8 protein-coding genes and 1 riboswitch are annotated in these 13469 nt (G+C 65.1%); of the genes, 6 read left to right on the top strand and 2 right to left on the bottom strand.

From position 1 onward, the window contains the following. Window positions 1-10: 10 nt before the first annotated feature. A riboswitch (yybP-ykoY riboswitch) is annotated at window positions 11-132 on the bottom strand. Between the two features lie 38 nt (window positions 133-170). After that, complete coding sequence (locus tag POF53_RS01850) at window positions 171-1169, bottom strand: methyltransferase (protein ID WP_203647976.1); 999 nt, start codon at window positions 1167-1169, stop codon at window positions 171-173. A 50-nt stretch (window positions 1170-1219) separates the two neighbouring features. After that, the gene (locus POF53_RS01845; protein WP_203647975.1) at window positions 1220-2185 is read right to left on the bottom strand and encodes a 2-hydroxyacid dehydrogenase; all 966 of its coding nucleotides are present in this window, start codon (window positions 2183-2185) and stop codon (window positions 1220-1222) included. Window positions 2186-2480: 295 nt separating this feature from the next. Here POF53_RS01845 and POF53_RS01840 point away from each other — a divergent pair, with 295 nt between their 5' ends. The 6 genes from POF53_RS01840 to POF53_RS01815 all read left to right on the top strand — a co-directional run bounded on the left by POF53_RS01840 (window position 2481) and on the right by POF53_RS01815 (window position 13415). Continuing rightward, window positions 2481-4163 (top strand): fatty acid--CoA ligase, encoded by a 1683-nt coding sequence (locus POF53_RS01840; protein WP_254464757.1) that lies wholly within the window; start codon window positions 2481-2483, stop codon window positions 4161-4163. Between the two features lie 331 nt (window positions 4164-4494). Further along, window positions 4495-6420 carry a DUF1302 domain-containing protein gene (locus tag POF53_RS01835; protein ID WP_232854716.1) on the top strand — a complete coding sequence of 642 codons (1926 nt, stop codon included), beginning with the start codon at window positions 4495-4497 and terminating at the stop codon, window positions 6418-6420. 25 nt (window positions 6421-6445) lie between these two features. Further along, window positions 6446-7810: a DUF1329 domain-containing protein gene (locus tag POF53_RS01830; protein ID WP_203647972.1), complete on the top strand. Its 1365-nt coding sequence runs from the start codon at window positions 6446-6448 to the stop codon at window positions 7808-7810. 432 nt (window positions 7811-8242) lie between these two features. After that, window positions 8243-10960: a winged helix-turn-helix domain-containing protein gene (locus POF53_RS01825; protein WP_498966113.1), complete on the top strand. Its 2718-nt coding sequence runs from the start codon at window positions 8243-8245 to the stop codon at window positions 10958-10960. A 158-nt stretch (window positions 10961-11118) separates the two neighbouring features. Beyond that, window positions 11119-12726, top strand: a complete 1608-nt coding sequence (locus tag POF53_RS01820) for a response regulator (RefSeq protein WP_232854715.1) — start codon at window positions 11119-11121, stop codon at window positions 12724-12726. Next, window positions 12723-13415 carry a sensor histidine kinase gene (locus POF53_RS01815; RefSeq protein ID WP_186713188.1) on the top strand — a complete coding sequence of 231 codons (693 nt, stop codon included), beginning with the start codon at window positions 12723-12725 and terminating at the stop codon, window positions 13413-13415. Before POF53_RS01820 ends, POF53_RS01815 begins: the two co-directional genes overlap by 4 nt. Window positions 13416-13469: the final 54 nt, after the last annotated feature.

The following is a 13469-nucleotide window of genomic DNA, read 5'->3' as shown; positions in this document are numbered from 1 at the left end:
AGGTCTTGTCAAACCCTGGACCTGTCTGCGCAGATCGTGGGTCGCACGCGCCATGGCCTGTGGGCCAAGTGTGTTGACGCGTGCCGGGCGAGCAGGGCGCTCGCGGGAGACTACTCCCCTAGGACGGAGCGGATTCTGCCTAGGCGAAACGCTTTCGGCAAGCCCTGTTTTTAGCCGCGGGTCGCTCGGTAGATGCGAAAGCCTTGTGCCTCGGCACGGATTTCACAGTTGCCCAGGGCGCCTTCGATCAACGGCTGGTAGCGCAGGAAGCTGTTGGCGACCAGCCGCATTTCGCCGCCTTTTCGCAGATGTTCGCCTGATTTTTTCAGCAGGTTTTCCGATGCCTGGTAGTCGGTGTGCACGCCGGTGTGGAATGGCGGATTGCTCAGGATCAGGTCAAGATCGGCCGGCGCGGCATCGATGCCGTCGCCGCTGATCACCTGGCCTTCCAGACCGTTGGCCGCCAGGGTCAGGCGGCTGGCCGCGACCGCGAAGGCATCGACATCGAGCAAGGTGACCCGGCTCTGCGGATAACGGCGCTTGATCGTGGCGCCGAGCACGCCGGCGCCGCAGCCGAAGTCTAGGACATGGCCGCCGGGCAGGCCGTCAAGGTGCTCCAGCAGTAGCGCGGTGCCCTTGTCCAGGCGCCCATGGCTGAACACCCCGGGCAGGCTGATGACTTGCAGCGGACCATCTTCCAGCGGCAGTTCGAAGCGTTCGGCCAGGCTTTCCAGCGGCTTGGCCTCAGGGGCGCTGTCCACGGTTACTTGCCACAACTGGCAGTGCCTGGCGCTGTCGAGCTTGCGCGGTTTGCCGAATGCCTGCAGAAGCTTGGCCGCGCCTTCGATGCCGCCGCGCTTTTCCCCCACCAGGTACAGCTCGCGACCGCCCAGGCGCGAGGCCAGGGCGTTGAGCAGGTAGGCGGCCAGCTCGCGGGACTTGGGCAGGAACAGCACGGCGGCGTCGAAGGCCACCTCGGGCACCTCGACGCCGTAGTGGCTGCGCCCGGCGAAACGGCTCTCGAGCAGCGCCTGGTCGCCGGCATGCCAGGTCCAGCCATGGGCGCCGGGCAGCTGGCCGAGCAGGCCATCGGCCTGGGCGCCGGCGATCAGCAGCGGGCCTTGGAACAGCTCTGCCTGGCGGAGCAACACTTCACTGCGCGGGTCCATGGACGACGCCTCCTGAAAAAGTGGCGCAGTGTACCAGAGGCGTCGGCGGATCAGCCGACCACTCGCCGCGGCTGGCCGGCGAAGTAGGCCTGGGCGTTCTCGGCCAGCTGCCCGACGATGCGCTGGCGTGACTCCACTGCGCCCCAGGCGCTGTGCGGGGTGATGATCAGGCGCGGGATGTCCGCCGCCAGCAGCGGATTGCCCTCGACCGGCGGTTCAACGCTCAGCACATCGGTGGCGGCGCCGCCCAGGTGACCGCGGCGCAGGGCGTCGGCCAGGGCCTGTTCGTCGATCAGCCCGCCGCGGGCGGTGTTGACCACCAGCGCGCCCGGCTTGAGCAGGGCCAGTTCGTTGGCACCAATCATGTGCCGGGTCTGCTCGTTGAGCGGGCAGTGCAGGGTCAGGGCATCGACCTGCGGCAGCAGTTCGTCCAGCGGCAGGCGATCGGCCCGGGGTGGGCGGCCGGGAATCTGCCCGCTCAGCACGCGCATGCCGAACGCCTCGGCCAGGTGCGCCACCGCGCCACCCAACTCGCCATGGCCGAGCAGGCCGAGGGTCTTGCCTTCCAGCTCGACGATGGGGAAGTCCAGCAGGCAGAACTGGCTGGCCTTGGCCCATTGTCCGGCCTTCACCGCCTGGTTGTAGTCGCACAGGCGCGTGGCCAGGGCCAGTAGCAGGGCCAGGGTGTGCTGGGCCACCGACGGCGTGCCGTAGCCCTGGCAGTTACACACGGTGATGCCCTGGGCACGGGCGGCGGCCAGGTCGACATTGTTGGTGCCGGTGGCGGCTACCAGGATCAGCTTGAGGTCAGGGGCGGCGGCCAGTGTGGCGGCATCGAGCATCACCTTGTTGCTGATCACCGCCGTGGCGCCTTGCAGGCGTTCGGCGACCTGCCCTGGCGCGGTGGCGGCGTGCAGTTGCAGTTCATCGAACTGCGACTGCAGTGGCGAAAGGTCGAGGTCACCCAGGTCCAGTGACTGGTGATCGAGAAACACGGCGCGACGTGGGCTGGGCATGGAGGCTCCGGTGCAGGGCTGGATACATTCTTGGTGGCGGTTCGAAGCTGTGGGAGCGGGTTTACCCGCGAATGCGCAGGCGAGTCCACTAGCGCATTCGCGGGTAAAGCCGCTCCCACAGGGCACGCGATCCGTTCGGGGCAGTGTCTGGCCCGGCGTTGCTGTTCGTCAACGCCGACATCGCCACTCATACCTTGGCGCGGCAAATCATTCCTTCGGCTGATTTGACCGGTGCGTCACCGAACTACAGTGGATTCCTGAACCGTTCTGCCCGTATTGAAGAAAAGGGATACCCATGTTGCAGACACGCATCATCAAGCCCGCCGAGGGCGCCTACCAATACCCGTTGCTGATCAAGCGCCTGCTGATGTCCGGCAGCCGCTACGAGAAGACCCGCGAGATCGTCTACCGCGACCAGATCCGCCTCACTTACCCGCAGTTGAACGAGCGCATCGCCCGCCTGGCCAATGTGTTGACCGCGGCCGGTGTGAAGGCCGGTGACACCGTGGCGGTGATGGACTGGGACAGCCACCGTTACCTGGAGTGCATGTTCGCCATCCCGATGATCGGCGCCGTGGTACACACCATCAACGTGCGCCTGTCGCCCGAGCAGATCCTCTACACCATGAATCACGCCGAAGACCGCTTCGTGCTGGTCAACAGTGATTTCATCGGCCTCTACCAGGGCATCGCCGGGCAGCTGACCACGGTCGACAAGACCCTGCTGCTGACCGACGGCCCGGACAAGACCGCCGACCTGCCGAACCTGGTGGGCGAGTACGAGCAACTGCTGGCTGCCGCCAGCCCGGGGTACGACTTCCCCGACTTCGACGAGAACTCGGTGGCCACCACCTTCTACACCACCGGCACCACCGGCAATCCCAAGGGGGTGTATTTCACCCATCGCCAGCTGGTGCTGCACACCCTGGCCGAAACTTCGGTGCTGGGCAGCCTGGACAGCGTGAGGCTGCTGAGCAGCAACGACGTCTACATGCCGATCACGCCGATGTTCCATGTGCACGCCTGGGGCATCCCCTACGCGGCGACCATGATGGGTATCAAGCAGGTCTACCCGGGGCGCTACGAGCCGGACATGCTGATCAGGCTGTGGCGCGAGGAGAAGGTCACCTTTTCCCACTGCGTGCCGACCATCCTGCAGATGCTGCTCAACTGCCCGTCGGCGGCCGGCCAGGATTTCGGCGGCTGGAAGATCATCATCGGCGGCAGCGCGCTCAACCGCGCCTTGTACCAGGCGGCGCTGGCCCGGGGCATCCAGCTCACCGCCGCCTACGGCATGTCCGAGACCTGCCCGCTGATCAGTGCCGCGCACCTGAACGACGAGTTGCAGGCCGGCAGCGAGGATGAGCGCACCAGCTACCGGATCAAGGCCGGCGTGCCGGTGCCCCTGGTCGAGGCCGCCATCGTCGATGGCAATGGCAACTTCCTGCCCGCCGATGGCGAGACCCAGGGCGAACTGGTGCTGCGCGCGCCCTGGCTGACCATGGGCTACTTCCGCGAACCGGAAAAGGGCGAGGAGCTCTGGCAGGGCGGCTGGCTGCACACCGGCGATGTCGCGACGCTGGACGGCATGGGCTTCATCGACATCCGCGACCGCATCAAGGATGTGATCAAGACCGGTGGTGAATGGATCTCGTCGCTCGACCTCGAAGACCTGGTCAGCCGTCACCCGGCGGTGCGCGAGGTCGCGGTGGTCGGGGTGCCCGATCCGCAGTGGGGCGAGCGCCCGTTCGCATTGCTGGTGGTGCGCGAGGGGCAGAGCATCGATGCGCGCGCGCTCAAGGAACACCTCAAGCCTTTCGTCGAGCAGGGGCACATCAACAAGTGGGCGATTCCCAGCCAGATCGCCCTTGTTACTGAAATTCCCAAGACCAGCGTCGGCAAGCTCGACAAGAAGCGTATCCGCGTGGATATCAGCCAGTGGCAGGCCAGTAACAGCGCTTTCCTCTCCACCCTGTAACCCGGGCGCGGGTCGCGCTTTTTCCAGCGCGACCCCGCAGGCTAGACAGGATGGCGCCTTGTCAAACGGTAGAATTGAGCCATGCTTGAGCACTGCCAGCGCGCAGGCCGGCCGATCGGGGTGGGCCGCAAGCGGGACGCGCAAATCACACTTTAGAGGGATCAAGCACCTGTGACCGCTGGCTATAGTCGGGTCAGGGGATTTTCAGGAATGGGGGAGGGCGCCACGCGGCAACGCGCGGCGCCACGGGCAGGAGCCTGCTTCACCGGGCGCTCGAGCCGTTTCTGAAAGGACTCACTGCCATAACAAAAAAGTACATGGAGTAGCGTCGATGACATCTGCAAACCTGTTCTGGCGCCGGGCGAAACTGCCCCTGGCCGTCAGCCTCGCTTCCACGCTCGCAAGTCCTGCTTTCGCTGTCAGCTTCAACATCGGTGAAATCGAAGGCCAGTTCGACTCCTCGCTCTCCGTTGGCGCCAGCTGGTCGACTGCCAACCCCAACAAGAACCTCATCGGGGCCAACAACGGCGGCAGGGGGCTGTCGCAGACCTCCGACGATGGCCACCTGAACTTCAAGAAGGGCGAGACCTTCTCGAAGATCTTCAAGGGTATCCACGACCTGGAGCTCAAGTACGGCGACACCGGCGTGTTCGTCCGCGGCAAGTACTGGTATGACTTCGAGCTCAAGGATGAAAACCGCGAGTTCAAGGACATCAGCGACTCCAACCGCAAGGAGGGCGCCAAGTCCTCGGGCGCGGAGCTGCTCGACGCTTTCGTCTACCACAACTACAGCATCGCCGACCTGCCGGGCACCGTGCGCCTGGGCAAGCAGGTGGTGAGCTGGGGTGAAAGTACCTTCATCGGGGGGGGCATCAACGCCATCAACCCCATCGACGTCTCGGCGTTCCGCCGCCCGGGTGCGGAGATCAAGGAAGGCCTGATCCCGGTCAACATGTTCTACCTGTCGCAGAGCGTGACCGACAACCTGACCGCCGAAGGCTTCTACCAGATCGAGTGGGACCAGACCGTCGTCGACAACTGCGGCACCTTCTTCTCCCAGCCCGACGTAATCGCCGATGGTTGCAACAACAACCTGGCGGTGCTGGCCAAGCAATCGGCCGTGGCGGGACGCCTGGGGGCGCTCTCGGGGCCGACCATGCGTGCGCTGGCGGCACAGGGCGTTTCCTGGGGCTCGCCTGACGAAGGTGTGATCGTGCGTCGTGGTCCTGACCGTGATGCGCGGGACAGTGGCCAGTTCGGTGTTGCGCTGCGCTACATGTACGAGCCGCTGAATACCGAGTTCGGTGGCTACTTCATGAACTATCACAGCCGTGCGCCGATCTTCAGTGGTCGAGGCGCCGCTGCGCGCTTCTACAACCCGGCCAACCTGGCTGGCGCACTGATCGGCGCTGGGGTTCCAGCGGGCGCGGCGACCAACCCGGCGTTGCTCCAACAACTGATGCCGTTGTATGTCGCCGGTAACTCCAGCTACTACGTCGAATACCCCGAGGATATTCGCCTGTACGGCCTGAGCTTCTCCACCACCTTGCCTACCGGCACGGCCTGGAGCGGCGAGATCAGCTATCGCCCGAATGCGCCGGTGCAACTGAACACCACCGACATCCTGTATTCGGGCCTGACGCCACTCGATCCGAACGCATCGGTCCTGAAAGGCACGCCGAACACCGACCAGCCTGGCTATCGTCGCAAGGAAATCACCCAGCTGCAGACCACGTTCACCCACTTCTTCGACCAGGTCATGGGCGCCGAGCGTCTGACCATGGTCGGCGAGGTAGGCTGGACGCACGTCGGTGGCCTGGAAAGCACCTCGAAGATGCGCTACGGCCGCGACCCGGTCTACGGGCCAGGCCCGCTGCCCAGTGGCCGCTGCCAGAGCCTCAACGCCACCACGCTGGCAGGCGTCGAGCAGAACAACCTGTCGCGCTACTGCGAAAACGACGGCTTCACCACCTCCGACTCCTGGGGTTATCGCGTGCGCGCCATCTGGGACTACAACAACGTCTTCGCCGGTGTGAACCTGCGCCCGAGCGTGGCCTGGTCGCATGACGTCGACGGTTACTCCCCGGGCCCAGGCGGCAACTTCGAGGAAGGCCGCAAGGCGGTCAGCCTTGGCCTGGACGCCGAGTACCAGAACACCTACACGGCGAGCCTGTCGTACACCAACTTCTTCGATGGCAAGTACACCACCGTGGATGATCGCGACTTCGTCGCCCTCAGCTTCGGCGTGAACTTCTAAGAAACCTGATCCAGGACGACACACAATGAAAATGACCACACGTCTGCTGCAAGCCGGTGTACTGGGCATGTCCCTGCTGGCAACCAGCGTCATGGCTGCGGTTTCCGCCACCGAAGCGGCCAAGCTGGGTTCCACGCTGACCCCGATGGGCGCGGAGAAGGCCGGTAACGCCGATGGCTCGATCGGCCCGTGGGAACCGCTGTCCAAGAGCGCTGGCAGCGCCGACGCCAAGGGCTTCCTGTCCGACCCTTACGCCAGCGAAAAACCGCTGTTTACCATCACCGCGCAGAACGTCGACCAGTACAAGGACAAGCTCTCGCCTGGTCAGGTTGCCATGTTCAAGCGCTATCCGGACACTTACAAGATCCCAGTGTACAAGACCCACCGTGGTTCCACGGTACCGGACGATGTGTTCGCCGCGATCAAGGAAAACGCCACCAAGACCACCTTGGTCACGGGCGGCAACGGCCTGGAGAACTTCCGCACCGCCGTGCCGTTCCCTATTCCCAAGGACGGCCTGGAGGTGATCTGGAACCACATCACCCGCTACCGTGGCGGCAGCGTGACCCGCCTGGTCACCCAGGCCACCCCGCAGCAGAACGGCTCGTACAGCCTGGTGTACTTCCAGGACCAGTTCGTGTTCCGCGACAAGATGAATGACTACGATCCGGCCAACCCGGGCAACATCCTGTTCTACTTCAAGCAGAAAGTAACCGCGCCGTCGCGTCTGGCCGGGACCGTGCTGCTGGTCCACGAGACCCTCGACCAGGTCAAGGAACCGCGCAAGGCGTGGATCTACAACGCCGGCCAGCGCCGCGTGCGCCAGGCGCCGCAAGTGTCGTACGACGGCCCGGGTACCGCCGCCGACGGCCTGCGCACCTCCGACAACCTGGACATGTACAACGGCGCGCCGGACCGTTACGACTGGAAACTCGAAGGCAAGAAGGAGATGTACATCGCCTCCAACGCCTACAAGCTGGATGATCCGAAGCTCAAGTACAGCGACATCATCAAGGCCGGGCACATCAACCAGGACCTGTCGCGCTACGAGCTGCGCCGCGTCTGGCACGTGGTTGCGACCCTCAAGCCAGGCCAGCGTCACATCTATGCCAAGCGTGACTTCTACATCGACGAGGACACCTGGCAGGCCGCGGTGATCGACCAGTACGACGGTCGCAACCAGCTGTGGCGCATTTCCGAGGCCCACGCCCAGCCGTACTACAACGTGCAGGTGCCGTGGTACACCCTGGAGGCCATCTACGACCTGCAGTCGGGTCGCTACCTGGCCCTGGGCATGAAGAACGAAGAGAAGAGCGCCTACAACTTCGGCTTCAGCGCCAGCAAGGCCGAGTTCCAGCCGGCAGCCCTGCGTCAGGACGGTGTGCGTTGAGCTGACAGGCATCGCAACTCCGTTTGATCTCCCAGAACGCCCCGGCTTGCCGGGGCGTTTCTGTTCATGTGGGTGTGAGATCGGGCTACCTGTTTCTTTTTGTCGTAGTCTTTTTGCGGCAAAGCGGCTGCATCATCTTCAAATGCGCCGCGTTTGCCGCTAGTCTCGCAACAAGCCGTAACGCCCATCCCTTTCAAGGTTTTTGCGATTTTTGGGATATGGCCGCTCAGGTTCAAGAGTGCCGGGGCCGCTTTGCGACCCTTTCGCGGCACAAGGCCGCTCCTACAGACGACCGCGCTCCCCTGTAGGAGCGGCCTTGTGCCGCGAAGGACTGCAAAGCAGCCCCGGCAACTCCAAGCCGCGCGCCTATTACCAACACCTTGAAAGGGCTGAATCTAACGCCGCCCTAATTCCAATCAGAACGAGCCGGCCATGACAGACCTGTCCCGTACCCACGGAGTCGCCAGCCAGGCCCTGGGCCTGCTGGATGGGCGTTTCTTCCGGCCGCCGCTGCCGGAAACACACGTCCCCAGAGCACGCCTGTGCCAGCGCCTGCAAAGTGGCCTGGCGGGGCGCCTGTTGCTGGTGAACGCGCCGGCGGGTTTCGGCAAGAGTTCGCTGGCCGTCGAGTTCTGCCAGGCGTTGCCCAGCCACTGGCGCAGCCTCTGGCTCGGGTTGAGCCAGCGCGATGCCGATCCGGGGCGCTTCCTCGAACGCTTGCTCGAAGGCTTGCAGCAATTCTGCCCGGCACTCGGCGGCCAGGCTCTGGGGCTTTTGAAGATGCGCCAGCGGCATCAACCCTTCGCCTTCGAAGAGTGGCTCGACGGCCTGCTTGATGAACTCGCGCTCTACCTGCAGCCGGACACGCCCTTGCTGCTGGTGCTGGACGACTACCACCTGGCCCAGGGGCCGGTGCTCGATCGTTGCCTGCAGTTCTTCCTCAACCATCTGCCGGCCGGGTTGGTCCTGCTGGTCACCAGCCGCCAGCGGCCCGATTGGCACTTGGCGCGCCTGCGCCTGTCACGGCAACTGGTCGAACTCAACGAGCAGGACCTGCGCCTGACCCCCGATGAAGCGTTGGCAGTGATCGGCCGCCAGCCCACCGGTTTGCGCGGCCAGGCCCTGGATAACCTGATCCAGCGCAGCGACGGTTGGGTGGCGGGGCTGCGTTTCTGGCAACTGGCGGCCAGCGAGTCCGGCGAGGACCACGCCTTGCCCCAGGCGCTGCATGGCGGCGAAGGACTGATCCGCGACTACCTGCTGGAGGAAGTCATCGACATCCTGCCGGCCCCCGTGCAGGCGTTTCTCTACGAGACTGCCTGCCAGGAGCGTTTCTGCGCCGAATTGTGCGACGCCCTGCGCGAGCGCCATGACAGCGGCGAGATCCTGAGCTACCTGCAGGCCCACCAGGTGTTCCTGGTGCCGCTCGACGAGCATGGGCTGTGGTTCCGCTATCACCACCTGTTCTCCGACCTGCTGCGCAGCCGGCAGGCCAGCGAGCCGCTGGCGGGGCTGCACCTGCGCGCCTGCCGCTGGTTCGAAGGGCAGGGTCTGCTGGACGAGGCGGTGGAGCAGGCCCTGCGCGCGGGCCATCTGGACGTGGCGGCGGACCTGGTACAGAGCCTATCCGAGGAGCAACTGCTGGCGGAGCAGAATGTCGGCATGCTGCTGCGCTGGAAGATGGACCTGCCCGACAGCCTGTTGATCAGCACGCCCAGGCTGATCGTCCTGTACAGCTGGGCCCTGGGGTTGGCCTGCCAACTGGACGCCGCCGAGGAGCTGGCGGCCTACCTGAGCCGCTTCCTGCCCGCGCCGTCGGCCACCGCGCAGAAGTCGATGCTGGCCCAATGGTTGGCCCTGAGCGGGGTCATTGCCCGTGGCCGCGGCGATCGGGAGCGGACACTCGCTTACTGTGGCGAAGCGCTGCAGAGCCTGCCGAACAAACGCTACGGCCAGCGCCTGGTGTGCCTGTCGACCTTGTCGAACCTGGCCATCGCCGATGGCGATTTCTGGCGGGCGCGGGGCTGGAACCGCGAAGCACTCGAATTGGCGCAACGGGTCGGCAACCCGCTGTTCGAAGCCCTGGCCCATTACGATCGGGCGCGGGTACTGCACGCCCGCGGCGAGGTGCTGCGCGCCCTGGACGAAGTGCGCCAGGGATTGCAGCGGTTGCAGGGCCTTTCGGGGCAACGCCTGTATGCCGTGCGCGCGCGCCTGACCCTGTACGAGGGCTACTTGCTGGCGGCCCGCCTGCACTGTGCCCAGGGCCGTGCGCGCTTGCGCGCCGGGCTCAGCGAGGCGCGCAGCTGCCGCGACATCAGCGTCCTGATCGGGCATTGCGTGATCGCCTCGCTGGACGGTCGCGAAGGGCGTTTTGCCGAGGCGTTCTCGGAACTGGCCGAGGCGGAGCGGCTGATGCATATCTGGGACGTGCCGCCGATCTTCTACCTGGCCATGATTACCCTGGTGAAGTGCGAGCTCTGGTTGGCCCAGGGCCGAACGGACCTGGCCGAGTCCTGGCTGCTGCGCCTGGGGCAGACCTACGGTGGCGAGCAGCCTGCGGCCGCGCCGGAGTTCCACCCGCTGTTGCCGCTGCACATCGAATTGCAGCAGGCCTTGCTGGAACGGGTGCTGGCCCGCCCCGGTGATGCCGAAGCGCGGTTGCGCACGCTGGTCGAGCGGGGCCAGGTCAGCGGTGGCATGACGCTGGTGGTCAGCGCGCAGTGCCAATTGATCGCTCTGCTGCTGGCCGAGGGGCGTGACGCCGAAGCGGCCAGGTTGCTCGCACCTGCCCTGGAAGCGGCCCAGGGCGGTGCCCTGCAGGCCTTCCAACGCTTGATCGAAGAGCAGCCACACTGGCTGCGCGAGCAGTTGACGGGGCGTGCGGCCTGCCCGGCGCAGAGCGATCTGCTGGCCCATCTGCCGCAGGCCCTGGCTACCGGCGGCGGTGCCACCGAGGCCCTGAGCGGCCGCGAGTTTGCGGTGCTGGAACTGATCGCCCAGGGCTGTTCCAACCAGCAGATCAGCGAGCGCCTGTTCATCTCCCTGCACACGGTCAAGACCCACGCCAGCCATATCAACAGCAAGCTCGGTGTCGAGCGCCGCACCCAAGCGGTGGCCAGGGCCAAGTCCCTTGGCTTGCTGGTCTAGTGGCTTGGGGCGAGGTCGGCCGTTAAGATAATGGCTTTAGGCCATCATTCGGCGTTACCTTTCCGGGCTCATCTTTCCCGAACCGCTGCCGATACAGACCTCGGCGGTATGCATCGCCACGCGCCACTTCCCCACTTTTTTCAATACAGGTCGTGTTGATGCTGCAGTATGGGCAAAAAAGCTTTCTGATCGTCGACGACTTCACCGACTTCCGCACCTCGACCCGCTCGATGCTTCGCGAGCTGGGCGTGCGCGACGTCGACACCGCCGACAGTGGCGAACAGGCGCTGCGCATGTGCGGGCAGAAGCGCTATGACTTCATTCTCCAGGACTTTCACCTGGGGGACGGCAAGAAGAACGGCCAGCAGGTGCTCGAGGACATGATCCTCGACAAGCTGATCAGCCATGAATGCGTGTTCATCATGGTTACCGCCGAAAGCAGCCAGTCCATCGTGCTCAGTGCCATCGAACACGAGCCCGACGCTTACCTGACCAAACCCTTCAACCGGGTCGGCCTGGCCCAGCGCCTGGAGAAGCTGACCCAGCGCAAGACGCTGCTCAAGCCCATTCTCCAAGCCCTTGATCGCGGGCGCCCGGCCGAAGTGCTCGCCGCTTGCGCCGAGCTGTGCAAGAAGGACCCGCGCTTCGCCCCGCTGTGCCTGCGCTATCGCGCCGACGCCCTGCGCGACCTCAATCGCTTCGAGGAGCTGGAGAAGTTCCTCAAGAACATCCTCGCCAGCCGCCCACAGCCCTGGGTCTACGCCGCGCTCGGCAGCCTGTTGCACAAGCGCGGGCAGAATGCCCAGGCCCAGGGTGTCTACGAGCAGGCCCTCAAGGCCTTCCCGATCATGCCCAACCTTTACGATGGCATGGCCGAGGTGCTGGTGGCCCAGGGCGAGACCCGGCGTGCCCAGCACATGCTCGAGGAGGCGGTGCGTCTGTCGCCGCTCGCCGTGCGCCGCCAGGCCGCGCTGGGCAAGCTGGCGCTGGACAACGCCGACTTCGAGAGTGCCTCCAAGGCCTTTCGCCATGCGGTGAACCAGGGGCAGAGTTCGCGCTACAAGGACGCCGAGAGTAATCTGGGGCTGGTCCAGGCGTTGATGAACAAGAACAGCGGCAACGGTCTCGATGCCCGTACCCGGGTCGAGATCAACACCGTGCTCAGCGAGGTGGCCAAGGAAAACGTCGAGGACCAGGGCCTGCAGGTGCGCGCGCGCCTGATGAAGGCCGCCAGCCTGCAGCAGGCCGGCGACCCGGAAACCGCCGCCAAGCTCACCGAGCAGGCCATGCAGCGCCTGGAGAAGATGGACCAGTTCTTCTCCGTGGAGGCGGCGCTGACGGTGGCCAAGCAGTTGCAGCAACTTGGCCAGGATGCGGCGGGTACCTCGATTCTCAAGGGTTGCGTGGAAACCTACGGCGACGACCCCAAGGTCATGCAGAGCGTCGCCAAGCTCACCGACGACCCGCTGGTGCTGGGGGCGGTGACCGAAGCCGTGGACCTCAACCGCCAGGGCGTGCGCAGCTACCAGGGCGGCCAGCTCAACGAAGCGCTGGGCATGTTCCGCAAGGCGTTGTCGTTGCAGCCGAAGAACATCAGCATCGCCCTGAACACCGCCCAGGCACTGCTGCGCATCGGCGGCGAGACGCCACCGCCGGCGCTGATGCAGGAGTGTCGCGACTGCCTCACCAGCGTGGCCGGCATTCCCGCCAGCGACAGTCGCTATGACCGTTACCGCAAACTGCACATCCGGGTCTTCGGCGCATGAACCAGGACAACCAGGGGCTGGACTTCTCCACGGTGATCGCCTCCACCGTGCACGACCTGAAAAACTCTCTTTCGGCGCTCACCCACGCCCACAGCCAGTGGCTGGCGCGCCTGCCCGAAGAGTTGCGCGGCGGTATCGAGCAGGGCGTGGTGGAGCATGAACTCAGCCACCTGAACGGCATGCTCGTGCAGTTGCTGGGGCTGTACAAGCTGGGCGTCAACCAGTTGCCCATCTGCCCCGACTACCACGAACTGGACGACTTCATCGAGGCCCAGCTGGCGGCCCAGGAAGACGTGATCAAGCACCGCGACATCCTCGCCACCTGGCGTATCGAGACCGAAAGCCCGTTGGGTTTCTTCGACCGTGAGCTGGTCGCCTCGGTGGTGGCCAACGTGCTTACCAACGCCATCCGCTATGCTGGGCACGCCCTGCTGATCAGCATCGAGGAAGAGGGCGAGCAGTTGGTGATCAGTGTCAACGACGATGGCGCCGGTTATCCACAGCGCATGCTCGAGCGCCAGCACGACTACGTGCAGGGCATCGATTCGCAGAGCGGCAGTACCGGACTGGGGTTGTACTTCGCCGCGCGAATTGCCGCGCTGCATGAGCGCAACGGCGTGCGCGGGCGGATCGAGATCGCCAATGGCGGTACGCTGGGGGGCGGCTTGTTCCGCTTGTACCTGCCTTGAACCGCAGCACGGCGTTGGCCGTCGTGCCGCCTCAGGCGCGAAGGGGCCGCGAAA

Origin of the sequence: Mitsuaria sp. RG, from assembly GCF_028369275.1 — a bacterium.
Lineage (GTDB): Bacteria > Pseudomonadota > Gammaproteobacteria > Pseudomonadales > Pseudomonadaceae > Aquipseudomonas > Aquipseudomonas peradeniyensis.
The sequence above is the reverse complement of the archived record's forward strand: the minus strand, read 5'-3'. Positions and strand labels throughout refer to the sequence as shown.